General features: G+C 41.1%; 17 protein-coding genes. 5 read left to right on the top strand and 12 right to left on the bottom strand.

Going from position 1 to position 22099, the window contains the following annotated elements:
* Nucleotides 1-39: 39 nt before the first annotated feature.
* The 6 genes from ACO1D1_RS27030 to ACO1D1_RS27005 all read right to left on the bottom strand — a co-directional run bounded on the left by ACO1D1_RS27030 (nt 40) and on the right by ACO1D1_RS27005 (nt 8097).
* Nucleotides 40-3378: an OmpL47-type beta-barrel domain-containing protein gene (locus tag ACO1D1_RS27030; RefSeq protein WP_423337691.1), complete on the bottom strand. Its 3339-nt coding sequence runs from the start codon at nt 3376-3378 to the stop codon at nt 40-42.
* Between the two features lie 316 nt (nt 3379-3694).
* Complete coding sequence (locus ACO1D1_RS27025; protein WP_423337690.1) at nt 3695-4540, bottom strand: helix-turn-helix domain-containing protein; 846 nt, start codon at nt 4538-4540, stop codon at nt 3695-3697.
* Nucleotides 4541-4749: 209 nt separating this feature from the next.
* Nucleotides 4750-5577: an alpha/beta fold hydrolase gene (locus tag ACO1D1_RS27020; RefSeq protein ID WP_423337689.1), complete on the bottom strand. Its 828-nt coding sequence runs from the start codon at nt 5575-5577 to the stop codon at nt 4750-4752.
* A 52-nt stretch (nt 5578-5629) separates the two neighbouring features.
* The gene (locus ACO1D1_RS27015) at nt 5630-6598 is read right to left on the bottom strand and encodes an ABC transporter permease (RefSeq protein WP_149868260.1); all 969 of its coding nucleotides are present in this window, start codon (nt 6596-6598) and stop codon (nt 5630-5632) included.
* The gene (locus tag ACO1D1_RS27010; RefSeq protein ID WP_190284785.1) at nt 6595-7452 is read right to left on the bottom strand and encodes an ABC transporter permease subunit; all 858 of its coding nucleotides are present in this window, start codon (nt 7450-7452) and stop codon (nt 6595-6597) included. The genes ACO1D1_RS27015 and ACO1D1_RS27010 overlap by 4 nt, the downstream gene beginning before the upstream one ends.
* A gap of 120 nt (nt 7453-7572) precedes the next feature.
* On the bottom strand, nt 7573-8097 hold the full coding sequence (locus ACO1D1_RS27005) for a hypothetical protein (RefSeq protein WP_149868258.1): 525 nt from the start codon (nt 8095-8097) through the stop codon (nt 7573-7575).
* A 375-nt stretch (nt 8098-8472) separates the two neighbouring features.
* On the opposite strand from ACO1D1_RS27005, the gene ACO1D1_RS27000 reads away from it, so the two are divergent.
* From ACO1D1_RS27000 to ACO1D1_RS26990, 3 genes are all read left to right on the top strand, one after another.
* Nucleotides 8473-9867, top strand: coding sequence for a DUF4910 domain-containing protein (locus ACO1D1_RS27000; RefSeq protein WP_223820863.1), 1395 nt, complete (start codon nt 8473-8475; stop codon nt 9865-9867).
* Between the two features lie 551 nt (nt 9868-10418).
* Nucleotides 10419-11468: an ATP-grasp domain-containing protein gene (locus tag ACO1D1_RS26995; protein WP_149868257.1), complete on the top strand. Its 1050-nt coding sequence runs from the start codon at nt 10419-10421 to the stop codon at nt 11466-11468.
* Nucleotides 11469-11519: 51 nt separating this feature from the next.
* Complete coding sequence (locus ACO1D1_RS26990) at nt 11520-12605, top strand: M20 family metallopeptidase (RefSeq protein ID WP_423337688.1); 1086 nt, start codon at nt 11520-11522, stop codon at nt 12603-12605.
* A 282-nt stretch (nt 12606-12887) separates the two neighbouring features.
* Here ACO1D1_RS26990 and ACO1D1_RS26985 read toward each other — a convergent pair whose 3' ends face one another.
* From ACO1D1_RS26985 to groES, 6 genes are all read right to left on the bottom strand, one after another.
* On the bottom strand, nt 12888-14438 hold the full coding sequence (locus tag ACO1D1_RS26985; RefSeq protein WP_423337687.1) for a hydantoinase/oxoprolinase N-terminal domain-containing protein: 1551 nt from the start codon (nt 14436-14438) through the stop codon (nt 12888-12890).
* A complete protein-coding gene (locus ACO1D1_RS26980) occupies nt 14431-15534 on the bottom strand; it encodes a DUF917 domain-containing protein (RefSeq protein WP_423337686.1) in 1104 nt (367 codons plus the stop codon). The genes ACO1D1_RS26985 and ACO1D1_RS26980 overlap by 8 nt, the downstream gene beginning before the upstream one ends.
* Nucleotides 15531-16799 carry a cytosine permease gene (locus tag ACO1D1_RS26975; protein WP_423337685.1) on the bottom strand — a complete coding sequence of 423 codons (1269 nt, stop codon included), beginning with the start codon at nt 16797-16799 and terminating at the stop codon, nt 15531-15533. Before ACO1D1_RS26975 ends, ACO1D1_RS26980 begins: the two co-directional genes overlap by 4 nt.
* A 124-nt stretch (nt 16800-16923) precedes the next feature.
* On the bottom strand, nt 16924-18525 hold the full coding sequence (locus tag ACO1D1_RS26970; RefSeq protein ID WP_423337684.1) for a PucR family transcriptional regulator: 1602 nt from the start codon (nt 18523-18525) through the stop codon (nt 16924-16926).
* 187 nt (nt 18526-18712) lie between these two features.
* Nucleotides 18713-20347: a chaperonin GroEL gene (groL, locus tag ACO1D1_RS26965; protein WP_423337683.1), complete on the bottom strand. Its 1635-nt coding sequence runs from the start codon at nt 20345-20347 to the stop codon at nt 18713-18715.
* A 212-nt stretch (nt 20348-20559) separates the two neighbouring features.
* On the bottom strand, nt 20560-20844 hold the full coding sequence (groES, locus tag ACO1D1_RS26960) for a co-chaperone GroES (RefSeq protein ID WP_149868251.1): 285 nt from the start codon (nt 20842-20844) through the stop codon (nt 20560-20562).
* Between the two features lie 315 nt (nt 20845-21159).
* Here groES and ACO1D1_RS26955 point away from each other — a divergent pair, with 315 nt between their 5' ends.
* Entirely contained in the window at nt 21160-21885 is a 726-nt protein-coding gene (locus ACO1D1_RS26955; protein WP_423337682.1) for a lysostaphin resistance A-like protein, read from the top strand.
* Nucleotides 21882-22082, top strand: coding sequence for a YdiK family protein (locus tag ACO1D1_RS26950; protein WP_423337681.1), 201 nt, complete (start codon nt 21882-21884; stop codon nt 22080-22082). The genes ACO1D1_RS26955 and ACO1D1_RS26950 overlap by 4 nt, the downstream gene beginning before the upstream one ends.
* Nucleotides 22083-22099: the final 17 nt, after the last annotated feature.

The following is a 22099-nucleotide window of genomic DNA, read 5'->3' as shown; positions in this document are numbered from 1 at the left end:
GCTGCCCCTCACTTCGTGAAAATGAGCAGCCTCCTTTTCTTAATTTTTCAAAAAATTTATATCATCCAATAGCAGTTGAGCAAAGGATGAATCGATGTGTTTGCCCGATTGGGCTTGCAGCTCATTTTCTAACGAAACCAAGACGTTTGGTTCACCCTGCTTCTTGGCAGCCTGCTTCACCTTTGCGAGCAGACTATCATAAATACCCTGATTATGAATCTGGGATTTGCCTGCTTCCAAAACATCTGGCAGATGGGCCACATCGATTAGTATATTCAATGCGAATTCCTTCGTCGCTTCATTTCCAGCGTAATCCGCTGCGGTGATCTTGATCGTGTGCTTGCCTGCCTGCAGGGTTAACGGTGCAAGCTCGGATGGGTTTTGTACAGGTATTCCATCTAAGCTAACCTCATAATCGGTGATTCCGCTTACTTCATCCACCATACCGAAATCAATCGTCACTGTTTCGAACTGATACACATCTAATGATCCTTTTGGCGTAATTTTGGGTGCTGTCCGATCGATTTTCACAAACGCTGTTTTGACGTCTTCCATATTTCCTTCATGGTCGACACTGTAGTATTTCAGTGTATGGACACCGTCATCCATGATTCTGACGGAGGTCCCCTCGACAAATGAGCTGTCATCTAAACTGTAGAAGGTTTTCGCTACCCCGCTGCCTTCATCTGCGGCTGATAGGTTTACTATTTGTTCATCACGGTGCCATCCTTCCGTGGCATCGTCCAGTGTAACTGGTGGTGTTCTATCAAAGTCAGCTGCGATCCCGTAAACCTCCGCTTCGACATAATGATTCCAAACATTTCCGATGCTGCCGTTGGACCAAAAGCGAACGTATCTTGCATTCACCGGTGTGAATGTGATTTCCTTGCCGTCTGCCGATTCCTTATACTCTTTGTCCGCACCAATACCTTGGCCGGCACTATTATCGGCATCATTATTAAACACAGTTGTCACATGACTTGAAAAATCAGGTGTAGTTGACAGCTGGATAATGACATCCTTATAGGTTCGGGCATCCGCAAAATAATGCCACAGCTTCACACTGCTTAGATTGTAAACGGCCCCTAGATCAAGCTGCATCCACTGCAGCCCCTTTGCAAGCCCCGCATACTGATTGGAATCGTTTGTCAGGCCATCCGTAATCCGCTCGGAATCATTCACAAAGCTGCCTGATGTTGGCGCTTTACCAAGAGCGACATTCGTCGGTGTCAAACTTGTTCCATATACCTTTGCCTCGACCATATGGTTCCACGCATTGGTCTTGCTGCCATTCGACCAGAATCGAACATATCTTGCCTCAACAGGGGCAAAGGTGATTTCCTTTCCATCTGCTGTTTCCTTGTATTCTTGATCCGTGCCGGCACCTTGGCCTGCACTATTGTCAGTATCATTATTAAATACCGTCGTGACTCCGCTTGAGAAATCGGGCGTATTGGAAAGCTGGACAATCACATCATTATAGGTTCGGCCACCGCTGAAATAATGCCACAGCTTCACACGGTTGACTTTATACTCACCGCCGAGGTCGAGCTGCATCCACTGCACACCTTTGTCAAGCCCAGTATATTGGTTCGTATCGTTCGCCAAGCCATCAGTTGCAAGCGCCGGATTTTGAAGGAAGCTCCCTGAGGTCGTAGCGATTTTCCCTAAGGCAACATTATTTAAGTCATCGTTTGAAACGGGCGGGTCTTCCGGCTCTGTTGGCGGCGCTGCTTCTTTATCGGCCTGCTGCTCGTAAGCACCGCGATCCGGCTGCTGGTAATAAAGCGGGTTGCCCCAGAAATCTGTACCGCCATTATTCGTGATTACCGCGCCGCTATTGATTGCCGGCGAATAATTTTTCAATTGGTATCCGTCCAAGTCATTTATGCTTGCAGCTTTCCCTGGATTGATAAACACAGGATTAGCAGTAAGCATATTGGCATCAGGAATGGCTGCCTTGGTTGGGACATTGTTACCGTAGAATAGGTTGCCGTCATATTTCCAGGTAGACTTGGCTGTATAACCGCCTGTACCAAGATTATAGAATATATTATTGTTAAAAATGGCTTCGCCATTCCCTGCCGGTGCATTTCCGTTTTGGTCAATCAAGAGATTATTCTTGATTCCCGGTCCGACATAAAACACATTGTTATAGAATTGCATATTGCTATAGTTGCTGCCGCTGCACACGGTAATCATTTGATAATGGTCATTTTGGCTGATATTATAGCGGAAAATGCCGTCAGAAACGGAACCGTTCTTTTCATTTTGACAAATCAGCACCGTGCCGCCTTCGTTGTCATGGCTGTAGTTATATTGAAAAATAAGCCCCTTCGTTCCATTATCATAGTCAAATGACATGCCGTCTTTAATGGTTTTTCCACCGGAAACCTCGTTAAATTGGTAAACGGTGTAATCTCCGTTATAGGTCCACATCCCGGCGTTATAATCTTTCTCGGCTTCGTTGTATCCATGCACCCGATTATGCTCCACCAGCGCACCGGTTGTAATATGCGGTACAATCCCATCGCCGCTAACATGAAGGACCTCATTACCTCGAATCACAACATTCGTAGCCGGTGTCCATGGGATGGTCGGGTCAACAACAGGTCCACCTTGCTGCTCGCGGTGAGTCCAAGCGGAATTAACCATAATTCCTGTCCGGGTTACATTTTCCACCTTATTATTTTCAATCAGAACCTGATCAAATTTGGTTACCCGATGCGGCAGTCCTTCCTGGTTCCGTCTTACTAACACATTGATTCCGGCACTGCCATAGACCCCTTTTTTATGAAGGCCGTTCACATCGTGAATGTAGAGGTCATGCAGATGAATATTATGTAATACAGCTACATTCTCAATATCATCCGTGTCCCCTGCTTGATAATCTTCTCCAATGATTTCCACACCAGTCCGCGGCTCCGTTCCCGGCACCGGTGTATAATTAGTCACTTCAATATTTCCGATACGCCAATGCTCCTGATTATACAATCCAATAACATATGGCACTCCTTGCCCTTCGATTAATGGCTTAGAGCCTTCCCCATACTTGTCCAAGATGATTGGTTTTTCAGCGGTCCCCGATCCTAACGGATGAAGCGATCCTGTCCATTTCTCTCCTGACTTCAACAGGATTTTATCACCTGGCTGAAACGTTGTTGAGCTTACTTTTTCAAGAGACTTCCATGGGCTTTGTTGGGATAAACCGTCATTTGCATCATCGCCATTTGTTGCGTCAACATAATAGATGAACGACTCTTGACCTGCTCCCGATAGGGTGGCACCCGCTGCATTTACACTTGCATCTGAAAAAATCGAAAAGCCAAACACCAGTAAGACCAAAACTAATACCCATTTTTTCAATTTCACTTGCATCTTTCCCTTCCCTCCTGTCACTAGCGTATCTACTTTGGATCATAGATGAATAGGTCCTTCACCTAAACTGTTGGTTTATAAAAACAGCCTCCTAACTATTCGATTGTAGTCAGGAAGCTGTTTAAACTTTTTTTAGGAAAATAGGCCTAATACACTTGTAAAATAAGCACCAGTGATCAATGAATCCCTTCGTCTGCGAAACCCCTTTGACGAAGACTCACCCTGCTTTTTTTCAAGCACGATTCATCTACTACCCCTTATCAATACAGAGCTTGAACGCGTTTGCAAAACTCTTAATCCTAATAGTAGTAGACATCTACTTATCTAACAATGTAGGGATGAATCCTTTTTTTGTATTTTTGATACTTTTTCGAAATTCACTTGGAGAGATTTTAAAGGCACTCCGGAATGTATGAGTGAAATGAGGAGAATCACAAAATCCGCATTTTTGAGCAATTACTTCCATCGTATCATCGGTTGTTTCGAGCAGTCGTTTGGCATGCAGCAGCCTAAGTTTTTTCACCATTTTCATTGGTGTCAGACCATAAATTTCTTTAAAGGCACGGCTGAAATAAACAGGATTCATATGATAGATTTGTGCCAATTCATCACGCGTTATATTCTCTCCCAATCTTTTCTCAATATAATGAAGCACATTGTTGAACCGGTCCGTGATATAAGCCTCATTCGGCGAACGTTTTCCTCCAAACTTCGAGCTTTCGATCACTTCATGGAGTAACGAGAAGGCGAGAAAGCTGGACTGAACGGTTCGGTACTCGTTTGTTTCCTGGAGCCAAATGCTTCTCAGTTCATCAAACTTCTTCTCGTAAAGGATTGGATCACGAATTTTCACCACTTTCCCAAGTGGATACATACTAAAGAAATCCACTTCCTCCATTACCTTTAAGTCAATATTGAAAAGATAGTGGATCCCATCCGTTTTGGAAATAACATTAAACGGCTTATCGGGCCGATGAATCATCACATCCCCTTGCTCGGCCACATACTCCTTTCCTTCAAAAGTTGTCGTGACTTCCCCTTTTTTAATATAGGCAATAGTACAACAAGACTGCACATAATCAAAAATTACCCGCGACTTGTATTGGATCTTCTTCACATCAAACAACGTCACCTTCAGCTGATCACTAACACTAAACGACAATGTGTACCCTCCTTTGCCAGGGAAGCACAGAAACTTCTTCTGCTTCCTTCTAAGACAATCTTCCGCATCTTAGTCTTTTTATATAAAAATATAGCATACTTAGAAATGCTAGTAGCGATATTACCTTTAAAAACATTTGGTATTTTCGGAAAATTGCTATTGGTGATTAAATAAATATTTTAATAGTATGAAAGTATCGGTAACACCGACTACCTAAAAAACCCCCGTACAATCTCGATAAATTCCCCCGGCTTTTCGACCACTGTCCAATGGCCGCACTCCTTGATTACGGTTAATTTTGCATTCGGTAAATACTGTATCAGCAATTCGTTTATTTTTTCAGGAGTAATCATGTCGCTTTCTCCCTGAACAATGAGAACCGGAATGTCCGCAAGTCTGTGAAGATCCGACTTCACATTGTAATGTTCCATGATGTCCTTACCCGTAATCGTGTTTACTTCGGCATTGCTCTTGGTTTTGGTTTTACGCGCTAAAGCATCTACCGAATGGACATAGTAGGGGTCAAGAATCCGGAAAAGTTCCTTTGTACCCGCCTCGTCCGTTTCCATTTTTTCCATGATCAGATCCAACATATCTCTATCTTCGCCTGAGAGCCTTGCAAGCAGCTCCTTTTCAAATTCCTCGAACCCCTCAGCTGTGGCGCCCACAGCCGCAGTCAACAGAAGTTTTTCTACATGATCTGGGTACTTAACAGCATATAAAAGGGCTAGCATCGAACCCCATGATTCCCCAATCAGTTTAAGTTTATCCATTCCTAATTGTTGCCGGAGTTCTTCCAGAGTTTCCACCTCTTCAGCCATCGTATAGTCTGCAGAAGGTGCAGGCTCAGACTGGCCGCAGCCTCTTTGATCATAAAAAACCAACTGAAAATCCTGTGCCAGCGGTTCTAGGTGCGGCAGAAAGAATCGGTGTTCACCCCCTGGTCCACCGTGAAGGCAAATCACGGGATCCCCTGCCCCGATTTTTTTGACAAAAATCTTCAGTCCCCTGAGTTTTAGAAATTGCTCCACTTCCATTTGATTACCCCCTAATTAGTAACGACCCCAATTAACACCATAAAACGGGATGTTAACCCCGCCGTTTTTGAATATCTCCCTGTTTGGAGCGCTTCCTTTTTGAAAAAGAAGCAATCTGAAAATCTTGAAAACTAGCAGTTAATTCCCGTTTCATGACATTCATGATAATAATCAGAAAGAAAAATCCAAATACCGGAAATAATTCGACCCATGGGTAATGAAGTAAGAACCGAAAATTTTGCCCGATGAGGCCAGACCATTCATTCGATAATGAGGCCAATGGCGGATAATCCGACCCGTCGTTGATGCCGCCAATTTGCGGGCCGCCAATAAAAACAGAAAATATCCCCAAGTGCATCATGAGGACCAGCGTATTCATGTACTGTTGGACCCCCATTAACAGACCGTATGACCTTACATATGGAAACAAGTGCTTTCTGACGATATGCAAGTGAGTTGCCCCCATTAGATAGGAACTCTTGATAAATGTTTGTTTTTTCAACTCATCTACCATATCTGCCGTGGTTAATACGACAGCCGGGAAGGCAACAATCCCTAAAATAAATATTTGGTAGGTGATAATACTCCAGATTCCAATGCCGGTATACTGCACCGTTACCGGTGTCATCAGCAGCAGCGCGATAATGATACTCGGTATATACCTAAAGCCAATAAAAAGATCTTTAAAATAAGTTTTTATGTTAGGGTGGGAAAAGGAAAGGAGGATCCCTATCACCACCCCGAGCAGCAGCCGGAGAAAAGTGACGATAAATGCCGTTATGATCGTGTACTTAGCGCCATCCAAAACAATAAGGAACATATCCTCTCCATTTGGGTTGGTGCCAAAAATATGGTGTAAAGAAGGCGGAAACGGGGCCCTGCCGATCAGTCCACCCTTCCCGTCATATTTAAATATCTCTTTCTCATAATCTGCCGGCCCATAAAAGGGATAAAGGCAGCTGGAGATTAAGATTCCTAGAATAATCATAGAACCTGCAATAGTCATTTTATATTTTCTCATAAACGAACCTCTTCATGTCCCCTTGCTTTATAGGCGACATATCTTATTAATATATCAATGAGAATAATCGGCACGGCAAAAAGGAAAAAGTTGAACATCACTTGTGGGGCGGGTTGAAACAATATCCTTCCCAGGTCAATTGTAAATCCCTTGATTTTAAACATATATTCAATTAATACAATGTTAGACAGGACAAACCAAACGATTGTCCGCAGTTGGATAATGTACAAGGGTAATGTATTCCTAAGCATGTGGAACACATAAATTCGGAAGAGACTCATTCCTTTCGCTTTTGCATAGATCACATACTCCTTTTGCACTTCTTCCTCCAATACCTTTGCTAAAAATTGCGCCAAATATAATGTAGGCAAAAACGAGGTGACGACGATGGGAATAAAATACGGATAAGCGTTAAATCCATACAATTGGAGCAGCTTCAGGCCTGTGCTCTTATAGATTGATATGACGATAATCTGAAACAGAAAAATGACAAGAAGATCAGGAATTGCTTCGACCATATCCAATACCCGTTTAAAAAATTGTCTGAACTTATATGGCCCGATGAGCGTGATTGCTGCCAATATCAATCCTTGCACCGTTATCAATGCTAATGACAGAATCAGTACCTCCATGGTGTATGCATACCGCTCCGTTATATTCTTATCCAGCCACGTTTCGATTGGGTAATTTTTAAAAAACTGTACTAACGTATCCCACAGTTTTTCTTTGAAATTCTCAAAACTAGCATCAATTGACCCAGTACGAATATTAAAAAGTCTTGGGATAGACAAAAAGAGCGTAAAGCCGGTAATCAAACAACTAAATCGAATTAATAAATGCACCATTGTTTTCATTTTATCCCCTTCATCCAAAACCATTTTTTATTGGGATGTTCACAAACTTTAACCAGATGAAAGCCCGCTTTTCTTAAAAAAATTGTACCATATCCTTCTATAGGTGATCGATTCAATCGTTTAACTTACATGCATTGTTAGTTGCCGCTTCAAAAGAATATAAGATTCCGCATTTTCTTCGGTCATGAAGGTATCCTTCTCCACTAACCCGGCCCGTAATAGTTCCGCTTTTATTGTTTTAATTAACAGGTTTTTGAATAAAACAGAACGGTTGTGTGCGATTTTTCCAGCAATATCACATAACCACTTTTCCAAATGAATCCCCATTATTTTGCTTCTTAACTCGTCTTGGGCAGTCACTCTTATTTTACTCCGCACCGGCAGCCTCTCGGCAACGGCAGCTTTTAATTTGCTCTTATATATGTTTATGCTAAGATAAACTTCCCCTAAAAGCTCCGTTACCTCACCGTTCTCTGCCATTACTTTTTGGGAAACCAGTTCTTCTCTCATTTCATCCAGTAACAACTCACGAAAGAATTTCGAACGATTATCCGCTACCTGATCCACCACATTCCATAACCATCCTTCCATATGCAGGCTGACGGTAATCTTTTTACTCGAAGGACATGTACGGCCTCTCTTCAACCTTTTCACCTCCAAAACTAAAAACGACCAGTCGGTTTATTAAATAATACCAATAAATGACTAATCCGTCTATTATGAAATCACATTTTTACCCAATAAACGAACTAATAAAATGAGCAAAGAGCAAAAATCGGTTTCTTCACCAATTCGAGTACCCCATGTGTCAGGCTTTCGAAATGCCTAGGACGGTATACAAAAAGCACCTCATAAAGAGATGCTATGTCTAACTGATTGCCTTTGACTATAAATTTGAAGAATATTCCTTCTCACAATCATTCAGCAGTACTAGTCATAATACGACAAAACCTCCCATTGAAGACGTTTACACTATGACTATATAATTAACTAGATTATTAAATAGGGAGGAGAAAGATTTTGAAAAAGGGTTCGAAGATTGTAGGTACAACAATTCTTATTGGAAGTTTATTAGCAGCTTCACACTCTGCTTTTGCAGAGACAAAGGACAATCCATCCCAACAAGCCTTTGACAACAAGGTTGTAAAACGTATTGATGTCGATCGTATTTATGAAAATGTTTCTTATCTGGCGGAGACGATCGGCTCGCGTGTAGCAGGCACGGCAAAGGAAGACCAAACTGTGGAGTACATAGCAAATCAATTTAAGCAATATGGCTTCAATAATGTGGAGATCCAGCCATTTAAATTTGTATCCAGCTACAACAGACCAACGACAGCCTCTTTTTCTGTAAATGGAACGAGTTATCAGGTAACGGCTTTTGGTTACTCGCAAAATACACCATCCGGTGGAATGAGCAGTAAGTTGGTATATGTTGGCCTTGGAAGTGAAGCTGAAGTGGCTGGAAAAGATGTATCCGGAAACATTGCTTTGGTTCATCGAGGCGGAGGAATTCCATTTGCAACAAAAATGTCAAATGCGAAAAATGCCGGGGCAAGTGGAGTTGTTATTATCAACGATGTAGCAGGATTACCCACTTCTAACCTTGCAGCTGATGAATCGAATCTTCCAACCTTATACATGACCAAAGCAGAGGGGGACGCATTAGTTTCTACTTTGGGACAAACAACTCTTACAGGCACAATGCGAATTGAAGGTGCGAAGTTTATCATGGCAACCTCCCATAATGTCATTGCCACAAAAAAACCGCAAGCCAATAAAGATACGAAGCAAATTATCATGATTGGGGCCCACCATGATTCCGTTGCAGTTGGTACTGGAGCAAGTGATAACGCATCAGGAACGTCTGTTTTATTGGAGTTAGCTAGAGTACTGGCAAACACCCCTACTGATACCGAAATTCGTTTTATTACGTTTGGTGCAGAAGAAAGAGGTTTGCTAGGATCCTATCATTATACTAAGCAGCTTTCCAAGGATGAAATTAACCGTACAGTTGCAATGTTTAATATGGACATGGTAGGAAGCAAAAATGCCGGGAAATTTGCAATGTTTACAGTAGATGGCAAACCAAATACCGTCACCACTTTAGGAAATTCAGCAGGAACTAGGTTATATGAGGCGATTTCGTATAACCAGGTCGGAAGGAGTGACCACCAGCCATTTACTGAGGTTGGAATTCCTGCAGCCGTCTTTTCGTATGCTCCTTTAGAACCGGAATACCATTCTCCAAATGATAAAATTGAATTAATAAGCAAAGAAAAACTATTAAAAACAGCTCAAGTACTAGGCGCGGCCATCTATCAGGCAGCACGTCCCGATACACCGGCTTTAGAACGTTCGAAGGTAGCCCCTATACCTATAGAAGCTGTGCTTGACAGGGATCTACACCTTTAATATCTAACTGGAAGCTGTTGCGAGCATTGGTAGCAACAGCTTCATTCATTTTCAATTGCATATTTTGTTTTAAGTAACGCCGACTCTTCCCTTCTTCTCTACCAAAAAAGAGCCATCGCCCTCGTACTAATCCTACCTTTTCTTTTTAACTTTATAGCCAAATAGCTGGGACTTTCATCAGGAAAACCTGAGTAAAATGAAATTTTTCAGCATATTATTTTGCCCTAGAAGTGCCCATTATCAAAAAAGCGAGCAGCCTGGAATCCATCCATGCTGCTCTCCTTATCAAAATAATCCTAAAACGACGCCGTTTCTTTTGTTCTCTAGGCACGAAGGCATCTCCGATCACGGAACGTTTAGGTCATACAAGTGATGAAACAACTATAAATGTATATCTCCATGTTAAACATTTACTCGTGACCAAACTCCTGTTTTTTGTAATTCTATTAATCCAGAGAAAACTATTATGGAGGGTTAAATTTTAACATGGCGGGTAAATAGTAATAAATTATTTTCTAGCAACTGATTTAAACTGCGAGGAGTGGAATAAATTGAATATCTTATTGACATCAACTGCAAGAAGAATAGACTTTGTAGGATTTTTTCAGGATGCTTTAAAAAATGCTGGTATCAACGGGAAAGTAATTACTGCTGATCCTGAATATAATGCCCCATCGCTCCAAGCAGGAGACGAAAACTATGTAATTCCACAGCAAACGGATTCAAATTATATGGAAACAATAGTGGAGATTTGTAAGAAACATCATGTGAACTGTCTTGTTCCATTGAATGATTGGGAAGTACCCCAAATAGCTGCAAACAAAAAAGAACTGGAGAAATTAGGTGTATCCGTATTTGCGCCGGATTTAGCTATTGTCGAAAAGGTACGGGACAAGGGAAAGTACCGGGGGCTGCTGGATCCGTTTGGCGTTAAGACTCCGCTTTCCTACCTCAATGTTGATGATGCGAAGAAGGCATTGGAAAAACAAGAAGTATCCTTTCCGTTAATCGTGAAGCCCCGTAACGGTTCGGCCTCAATAGGTGTAGAAACTATCGATAATGTAGAGGATTTAGAATTTGCCTATCAGCTTGTCGTCCGAAAGATTAAGGAAAGTCCATTGGATGGCGACACATCCAGAGAACCGGAGGAAAATGTCATTATTCAGGAAGTGATTGAAGGTGATAAGTTTAGTTTGGATATGTTTAACGATTTAAATGGCCGCTTTCTTACTTCATTCGCCCGAAAGCAATTAGGTATGAGGGGCGGAGATATCGATCGGTGCATTACGGTCAATAGCCCGGAATTAACAGAAATCGCACAGCGATTAGGTAAAGGCTTTGGCCATGCAGGCTATATGAACACGGATGTCTATTTCAATGGTACTGATTATTACGTTATTGATATCAACCCCCGCTTTGGCGGCGGTTATGCTTTTACCCATTCAGCAGGAGCTGATATTCCAGCGGCAATCATTGCGCTAACCGCCGGTAAACAGGTGCAAGAGGAATGGCTGCGTCAAACACATGATATCGAGCTAGCACGACATGACACTGTTGTTTCGATAAATAAACAAAAGGTGGTGCAAGCACTTCAAGAGTAACATTGAAAGTAAAACGTTTGATCAAACTTGAAAAAATGGAGGATCGATAAAATGGGCGATCCAATCCCCTTATTAGAAGAACTAATTAAAATAGACAGCTCTACAAAAGCAGGTGCAAATGAAGCGATTGCCTATTGTGAACAATGGTTAACAGACCATGGCCTCCCCGTAAAAAAGTTAGTGAATAATGGGTTTCACATGCTGGTTTGTGAAATAGGCCAAGGTGATCATACGGTTGTACTAAACGGACATATCGATGTCATTGAAGCGGAGGAAAGACAGTTCCAACCCTATTTCGAAGATGGAAAAATGTATGGCCGCGGTACAGTGGATATGAAGGCAGGAGTCGCTTCCTTCATGGTGGCAGCAGCATATTTGAAAGACAGGGACTTAACTTCCAGGGTCATGCTTCAAATCGTTCCAGACGAGGAGACCGGCGGCATCAACGGGACTAAATATTTAACAGAAAGTGGCTATTTAGGAGATTTTATTATTTGTGGTGAACCAACAAATATGGGGATTGCCATCCAATCCAAAGGCGTACTTCAGCTCGATATTACCATCCAGGGGAAATCAGCCCATGGGAGTCGTCCATGGGAAGGTACGAATGCAATAACCAAAGCGATTAATCTCTTTGAAGAAATTTTAGAGCTTCCTTTTGCACAAGAAAGCTCCCCTATGTTTACTAAGCCATCTATCAATCTCGCAAAGATCCAAGGAGGTACCGTCTATAATAAGGTACCGGATCTATGTGAAATGTTCCTGGATATCAGATATCTGCCAGACCAGTCTCCGGAGGATATTGTTCATCAGATTCAGGAAATAACAGACGGTACGGTAACAATCCATAATTGCAATAATCCGGTCAAAACCAAAGCAGACAATCCTTATGTAGAAGCATTGGGCGAATCAATTAAACGAATCACCCAGCTCGAAAAAGTAACCATATTCGGTCAGCATGGTTCCAACGATGGACAGTTTTTCAACAAGTACGGAGGTTCAGCCGTTGAATTTGGTCCCGTTGGCAGCGACTGGCATGGAGAGAACGAAATGGTTTTTGTCGATTCGGTGAGAGAATATCAGGATGTGCTGGTGGATTTTATTTTGACCTTGGATGATTTTCCAAAAAATCATTGATGATTATTAGGAAATACCTGATTACCCGATTTATATAAAAAATTAGATAATCGTATGAGACGCTTATTGAAAATAGCAGAGCTAAATCCTGAACGAACAAAAGAGATGAATAAAGAGGCTTCTCTAAAGTTCGGTGAACTTTAGAGAAGCCTTAATCAAAAAATACTTCAAGTTACATTCACCCCTTAAAATATAAAGAGATTAAGGGGCAGATTACATCATGCCGCCCCTATAATGAGATTGTGTTAGCAAAATGACAGCATCTCGTTTTTAAGTATGCCTTTATTCCATTTTCCCAACAACTTTTACTCTTAATCTTGTTGCGTTTTCCGGATGATAAGCAAGTGGGGTTTCTTCCACTTCAACTAATTCAATCGTATTAGAAACGGCTCCAGCTAGAACCGCTTGTCGCACTGCCTTTTCTTGTGCATCTTTCAATGATTCCTCACGTGTTTCTTTAGAATAGATATAGATCTGTTCATACTGCCCGCTTATTTGAGCAATCGATGCACCAATCGCATTTGCGACACCCCCATGCTCAGCTTTAAGAATATGGGATACCCCGCGAATCGTATCTGGAACAATAATACTGCCTCCACCTACGATAACGAGTTGAACATCTTCTGACGAAGTTTTCATTTTATCAATAGCTTGTTCAATTAGAATGGAAATTTCCAATTGAACTTCCTTAGCAAACTCTTCATCAATATGTACTACTAAACTCTTATCACCAACATCAGCTAATCCAAGACGAACAGCAATATCCGTTGCAGTAAGCGTATTCCCGCCAAAGACAAGTGCTTCTTGACCAATCTTGTATCCTACACTATCAGGCCCCACAGTAATCTTACCGTTATCCACTCGAACAATACTTCCTCCGCCCAGTCCAACAGAAATAATATCTGGCATTCTAAAATTTGTCCGGATATCCCCTACTTCAACGGCTACAGAAGACTCTCTTGGAAATCCGTCTTGTAAGACCCCGATATCAGAAGTCGTCCCGCCCACATCAAGAACCATCGTGTCTTTGATCTCTGCTAAATAAGAAGCACCTCGTATACTATTGGTTGGTCCGCATGCTATCGTTAGTATAGGGAAATGTTTGGCATATTCAATCGACATTAACGTTCCGTCATTCTGACATAAATACACTTCCACACCCGAGATCCCTTCCTCTTCCAAGGCATGAACAAACCCTTCTGTCGTCGTTTCAATTACTTTACATAATGCCGCATTTAAAATCGTCGCATTTTCGCGTTCGATTAAACCGATGGAGCCAATCAAGGAAGAGCATGAAACAGGAAATTCTGCACCATATACTTCTTGGATAAGATCTCGAACCCTGAGTTCTTGATCATTTTTGATAGAGGAAAAAACGCCAACCACGGCAATTGACTCTACTTTATCTTGCCATTCTTCTAATAGTGTTTTAATTTCATCTTCATCAAGTTCTCCCAATACTTGACCATCATATTCATAGCCGCCGTGAACAAGCGCATAGTTCCCTGATAGTTTTTCAACGATATCTTCCGGCCAGGCAGTGTAAGGGAGGACGGAGGCAGTAGCAGGGTATCCTAAACGAATAACACCAACGCGGGCTAATTTTTTCCGCTCAACAATCGCATTTGTACACTGGGTTGTCCCTAACATCGCATGAGTGATTTTCGTCCGGTCAATACCGCTTTCTTTTATTAAATCTCGCAACGCACTTTCAATCCCGGTCTTAATATCTAAACTTGTTGGAGATTTTACACTATGAATGAGGTTGCGATTTTCATCTAAAATGATCGCATCTGTATTTGTTCCACCAACATCAATTCCAATTCTATACATGTTCAACAACCGCCTTTTTAACCAATTCCTCTATTGGAACATAATCGTAATCATATCCAAAATACTTAGGACCTGCTGTTTCGATTCCCTTTTCAGTCCTCCATTTCGGATGAGCTGGCAATCCAATCACGCGTACACGTTTTCCATATTTTAAACTTTCAGTTGTAACTGGCAGTAATGTTTCATAATCCACTAGACAAAGTAAATCCGGGGTCATAGCGACAACTTGATCATTTTTTTCAGCAAGTAAATTTTCATTTTGAAAATGGACCTTCATCTTTTCGTCTTTATTCACGTTAATTCCTTCAAGAATTATTTTTCCAAGGTTAAATCCTCCCTTCGTTTCACGAATAACGTCGACAATTTTACCTTGGAATAATTCATAACCAGATACTAGTTTTAACAATTCTTGAAGTTTTTCTTTCGCTTCCTTGCCTTTTGAAGAAATAATTTCGCCAATCTGTTCAGAGAGGGTAACGATATGATGGACTCCACTCTTCTTGATCTGAGCACCAGTCGTTGGATACAAACTAACTAAGGAACTTGCTCCCATCTCCACAGTCGCTGTCCGAGCTAAGCGCTCTGTCCATTTATTATCAGTGGTTTCAAAAATCCCAATATTCCCTTTTTCATCCGTTATAGCCATCGGAGTCGCCGAAATGCCATCTAGGTTAAATGTCACCATTTGCAATTCAGGGAAGGCACGCCCCATACCATCACAGTCAATCAACGGTAAATTCAGCTGTGCTGCCACAACAATCGGGACCATTGAATTCACTCCGCCTGCCTCCATTGGATAGGTTCCTGCAATTTTTTCTTTCCCTAAATATCGCGCCAGTTTTTGGAAGACCTTAACAAACTCATCTCCTTTTGGAAACTTCTCTACTAAAACAGAGGGTGCCCCCATCATTGCAGCAGGAATAAAAAAGTCGTCATCCCCAATTTCATCTACTGAATATAATCTGACCGGTCCATTTTTTTCAATGGCGGAAAGAGCCATCAATTTCCCAATATAAGGATCTCCCCCGCCGCCTGTTCCTAAAAAAGCAGCTCCAATCGCAATATTTTCAATGGATTCTTTATCTAAATATCTCATCTATTTTCCTCCAATATGACAGTCTTTTGGGCAAATATACGGTGCCCGGCAAAATAAATAACAAATGAAATGATAATCCCGATCAATGGCTGATTAGAGACATGGGGTAAACTTGGGAATAAAGATAAAACAACAGGAATACTTGCAATGACAGCCCCTACCAGCCATGAAAAAACACCTAACCAATTTACGCCTTCCATTTCCCTCCAGCTATATTTGTCACCTTTATTCATCACCCAATAAGACGCGATCATGACACCTGCTACCGGCGGAATCATGGCTGATAAAATCGACATAATCGGTGTAAAGAAATTTAGTATCCCAGCCACTGCCAACAATGTCCCTATTGTTCCAGCAATACCGACGGCCAGTTTTTCCTTTTCCTTAGAAACGTTAAAAACATTAATCAAAGCTATTCCACCCGAAATGGCATTTACTAGATTTGTTTTCCATGTAGCTAAAATCAAAGCAACACCACCAATAAAGGGAGTGGCTATTTTTAGAAAGATGCCCGTGATATCACTTGTTTGATAAGCAATGGTTAATACAGCCCCTACACCAATCATTAACACTCCCGCGGGGATGATTCCAAAGGTTGCAGCTTTCAAAACATCTGAACGTTTTTTCGAAAATTCAGAATAATCACCAGCTATTACGGCACCCAATGCAAACGAACCAATCGTTACCGCAAGTCCGTCCATAAAACTCATATTGCCTTTAGGTGTGTAGTTCTGAATAGCCTGCAAATTTCCTCCAGTCAGCGTGTGAATTAAACCATATACACAAATGACAACCAATAAAGGGACGGCAATATAACTTAATATCCGAAGCACTTTGATTCCGTAAATGGCAGAAACCACCATTACTAAACCACAAATTAAAGAAGCAAATGGGACAGGAACACTAATATCATACACAGCTAACAAACTAGCTAACGCTGCCCCGCAAACATTGGCCTGGATCCCAAACCAGCCTAAGCAAGCAATGGCTAAAATAATCGATAATATCGTTCGAGATCCCTTTTTTCCAAACACATGTCCTGCGACTTGAACGGTCGGTCTTCCTAAATCACTGCTTTGAATCCCTTGCAAAATCATAAGGATTACTACAATGGAATATCCAACAAAAGTAACGAGCAATGTTTTAGGTAAGCTCATACCAGAAATAAGTGCATTCCCTACTAACAGACTTGGTATACAAATCATTGCACCTGCCCAGATAATTCCCAAACTATACCACGACTGATATTCTCCATCCCTTCTCATATTGCTTCCTCCCTTGTTCCTGATTAATTTTTCTTATTATAAAAGAAAGAATGGTGGTAAGTCTTTTTCAAAAGGAAAAAAAAAATCTGAATTTTTGTCTATTTTGACAAGAATTCAGATTTTTCTAGTGATTAACCACCCGGTAAATCATACAGGCTATATAGACATCATAAAATTCGGAATAGGCCGTTACATCGCATCCAATCAATTCGCTGATTTTTCTAATTCGATACTTCACTGTATTTTTGTGGATAAAAAGAAGTCTTCCACACTCATCAAAATTCCCCTTTGCATCTAAAAGAAAGGTCATCAATGTCCTCAAAGATTCCTCGTCATTTACAATGGGGGCAATGATTGACAACCATTCTTCTATCTTTTCTTCCCCTTGCTTACTGAAATCAATGGCTCTATCCATGGATCGGACTTCCGCTGTTGTATACAATTTACGCATTGGATAGATGGTATGGACTTTCTTACCCACTTTATTTACCAACTGATACATACGACGTACATCTTGAGTATTTCTCATTTTCGGTGAATAAACAATTTCTGATATTTGAGGGTAATAATTCGTCGTTTCGATAAACTCGGCTGCAATCTCAAATTCAGGGTGTTTATATAAATAATTCCCTAGGAGGACGATAATGCAATGATCAATCGTTTGAATAACTGCCGTTTTATAATACTTCGAAAGCTCCTCTTCCAGCTCATCTCTAATACTCTTTTCATCAGACAAATCGTTAATATACACTAACCACATCATTTGAATAGCGGATACATCAATATGTAGGAGATTAGCCAGCCTTCGCATTTTATCGCTTTCATCATTAATAATCGCTTTTACCAATGCATACTCACTCACCTCATCATGTTTATCTCCCCAGAGATTAATGGCTACTTGTACAACTTCACTAATTTTATCAATCACCTTAGCAGGTAATTTAGTATTTTCTTTAATAACAAAAAGATAAAGAAGCTCTCCATTTTTTTGCTGAATACTTTTGTATTCCACGAAACATGATAAGGTATTAATATCTACCTCTTGTATTACCGTTCTTCCATCCGCTATATGTTGTGAACACTCCCTGATTACTTTCAATACATCTAAAGATGAATTACGAGGCCACATGATTTGATTCACAACTTCAAACTGTAAATTCGTCAGCAGGATATTCGCTTTTAGGCGATCAGATAACAATTTAAGGGTAATTTCCACGCTGCGCATATGTTCTGGCAACAAGGATACCTTTTCCAAAGCTTCCTTAACAAAATTATCATTAACCGTCTGATTGCTCACAATCGTTTCCATCACTTCATAGATTACTTCATTATAGCGAAGAGAATAATCATTTTTAGGCATACAAATGATGATAAAATCTTGTGAGTCGGCTAATTTCAGGACATCTTCCGGTATTTCCGGCATGATAATTCCCACATAATATAAAATTAAGCCTAACTCCCCCAGATCATGTAAGTGTTGAATCGTTTCACATTGTTTTTCCACACTATCTTTAATGGAATAAAAAGAGCTGATGACAAGCTCTTCAGCATACCACTCTTCCTGAACCGCTTGATTGGCCTTAGAGAAAAAGTCAAAATTAGAAACCTCTAATACAGATAAAGATGAGACAGTTCGATTTAAATTATTTTTCCCCGTTAATACCTCTGCTCCCCTTAAGGATGGCAATTGTAAGATGTCCTTTACCGTTACCCCAATTTGACTCACCCCTTCCTCCTAATTTCCCTTGATAACAAAACAACTCTATTTCTATATTATAACGTAGGAAATAAAAAAAGAAGCTTCCCAAAAGTTCAGTGAACTTATGAGAAGCCTCTATTAAAATCCTCTATGTTAGCAAATTACTATCATATTGCTACAAAACCCAATCATATCAAGGGTCTGAGGGGGCAGATTACATCATGCCGCCCATTCCACCCATACCGCCCATGTCAGGCATACCCATGCCTGCACCAGCTGGTTCTGGTTTGTCAGCTACAACTGCTTCAGTTGTTAAGAACATAGCTGCAACAGATGCTGCGTTTTGAAGTGCTGAACGTGTAACCTTAGTTGGGTCAACGATACCGGCTTCGATCATGTTTACCCACTCGCCAGTTGCTGCGTTGAAGCCTGTGCCGACAGTTTCGCGCTTTAAGCGGTCAACAATGACAGATCCTTCAAGTCCAGCGTTTTGAGCGATTGTGCGAACTGGCTCTTCCATCGCACGTAGGACGATGTTGATACCTGTAGCCACGTCACCTTCCGCTTGAACTTCAGACACTTTGCTGTATACGTTAAGAAGGGCTACACCACCACCGGATACAATACCTTCTTCAACAGCAGCACGAGTTGCGTTCAAAGCGTCTTCGATGCGAAGTTTGCGCTCTTTTAATTCTGTTTCAGTTGCAGCACCAACTTTGATAACTGCTACACCGCCAGCTAATTTAGCTAAGCGCTCTTGTAATTTTTCACGGTCGAATTCAGAAGTTGTTTCTTCTAATTGAACGCGAATTTGGTTTACACGAGCTTGAATTTCTTCAGTAGCCCCTGCACCTTCAACGATTGTTGTATTTTCTTTCGTTACAACAACTTTAGAAGCGCGTCCTAAAGATGTGATTGTAGTTGTTTTTAATTCACGGCCAAGCTCTTCAGTGATCACTTCACCGCCAGTTAAGGCAGCGATATCTTCAAGCATTGCTTTACGGCGGTCACCAAAGCCAGGTGCTTTAACTGCCACAGCATTGAAAGTTCCGCGAAGTTTGTTCAGTACTAAAGTAGAAAGTGCTTCCCCTTCAATATCTTCAGCGATCAATAGTAATGGCTTGCTTTGTTGTACTACTTGCTCAAGAACTGGAAGGATTTCTTGAATGCTGGAAATCTTCTTGTCAGTGATTAAGATATATGGATTTTCTAATACAGCTTCCATTTTATCTGTGTTTGTTACCATGTAAGCAGAAGTGTAACCGCGATCGAATTGCATACCTTCTACTACATCTAATTCAGTAGTGAAGCCTTTTGATTCTTCGATTGTGATAACGCCGTCGTTGCCCACGCGCTCCATTGCTTCCGCGATTAATTGGCCCACTTCTTTGTCATCTGAAGAAATCGCAGCAACTTGAGCGATTGACTCTTTGCCTTCGATTTGTTTTGAAATAGCTTTTAATTCTTGAACTGCTACACTAACAGCCTTTTCAATTCCTTTGCGGATACCCATTGGGTTCGCACCAGCTGTAACGTTCTTTAAGCCTTCGCGGATCATCGCTTGAGCAAGAACTGTTGCAGTTGTTGTACCGTCACCGGCAACATCGTTTGTTTTGCTTGCAACTTCAGCAACAAGCTTTGCACCCATGTTTTCGAATGCATCTTCTAATTCGATTTCTTTAGCGATGGTTACACCGTCATTTGTGATAAGCGGTGAACCAAATTTTTTCTCAAGAACCACGTTGCGTCCTTTAGGTCCGAGAGTAACTTTTACTGTATCTGCAAGTGTATCAACACCACGTAGCATTGCGCGGCGCGCGTCTTCACTAAACTTAATCTCTTTAGCCATTGTTCAAAAACCTCCTCGTATTTTCTAAACCATAATTTATTCTTAATATTCGATAACTGTCCAGCTCCAGCTCCCAGCAGCTAGTGTACTTCGCTCTTCTCCCTACGATAAGTTAACATCGGATCGCTAACGCTCTCCGTGTTTCCTTTATCTCAGTCGAAGTGCTCCAGTCCATACGCTGCTAAACGGTCGCTTGCGCCTTTCTATTCTAATTAGCTAATTACAGCAAGGATATCGTTTTCACGTAAAAGTAAGTATTCTACGCCTTCGTACTTCACTTCAGTACCAGCGTATTTTGAGAAGATAATGCGGTCGCCAACAGCAACTTCAAGTGCTACACGTTCTCCGCTTTCAAGTACGCGGCCAGTGCCAACGGCAACAACTTTTCCTTCTTGAGGCTTTTCCTTCGCTGAATCCGGTAATACGATCCCGCTTGCAGTTTTTTCTTCTGATTCAACAAGCTCAATGACAATGCGATCACCTAATGGTCTTAACAAATCAAACAACCTCCTCAAAATATATGTAATTCTGACTTATTAGCACTCTCTATGAATGAGTGCTAACACAATTATTATAATAATGAATCTGAAAATCTTTTGCAAGTATGAAGCATAAAATTTTACAAAAGAATTTTGCTTTTTTACAACCTTATCAAGTATGTGAAAAACTCGTCATTCTATACCTTCTTTTTGAAAAAGTTCTTCTAAATTGAAACCGTTCCAGTTTTAAGAGTAAAATGAATAATAATGATTGGAAAACTAGAATATGTATTCGTTAAACATACCTGAGTGGTTTATAAAGGAGATTAAAATTTGAAAAAGGAATATTGGATTGTCATCATTGTGTACCTTGCTATGCAGCTTTCTGGCATTATCGGCCTTCCATTGTTAACAATGGGTTTTCATGCCTTCGGAATCAGCCAAAGTTTGGCTGTCCCAGTTTGGCTGATTGCCAGTTTTTCAATTGCTCTATTCATCATTCTTTTTTTACTAAGGAAAGAAATGAAGGCAAACGATTTCGAAAAAAGAGGCGGTTCTTCCGCTGGCGCAGCGGTTATATGGGCGATTGCAGGCGTCTTCTTAGCTTATTTATCACAAGCCATAGCCATTATGATTGAAATACGCTTAGGTGTTGATATGGGTTCGGAGAATACGCAAAATATCCTTCGAATTATCGAAACCATGCCGGCTGCCATGCTTGTTTCCAGCGTCATTGGGCCGATCTTAGAAGAAATTGTGTTTCGAAAAATTATCTTTGGCGCTATGTACAAGCGTTTTAACTTTTTTATCTCGGCGTTGATTAGCTCGGTTATCTTTGCAGCGGCACATATGGAGTTTCAGCACATCCTGCTTTATTCGGCCATGGGCTTCACCTTCGCGTTCCTTTACGTTAAAACGAAGCGGATTCTCGTACCAATTTTTGCCCATGTCACGATGAATACCTTGGTTGTTTTGGTTCAAACTGTTTACAAAGATGATATTGAGAGATTGAGGCGTGAGGCTGAAGCGCTGCAAAACTTTATCGGAGGATTTCTATGAAACGTTCACCCTTGTTTTCCGGAATTATTTACTTTCTGCTTGGTGCAGTATTTACCTTCTTTGCCATCGACGACGTGCAAAAGAACGGCTGGGGCTTTTTCAGTTACCTGCTTGTCTTACTGGCAACATTTGACTTTGGCTCGGGTTTGAAAATGATGGCCTTTCATTTTAAATATAAAAACCAATTGAAAAAATAAGAAAAGGGATCCCTGCA

This window comes from Neobacillus sp. 19, from assembly GCF_049463095.1.
Classification (GTDB): domain Bacteria; phylum Bacillota; class Bacilli; order Bacillales; family Cytobacillaceae; genus Neobacillus.
Note: the sequence above shows the minus strand (reverse complement) of the source record. Positions and strands in the feature narration are given on the sequence as shown.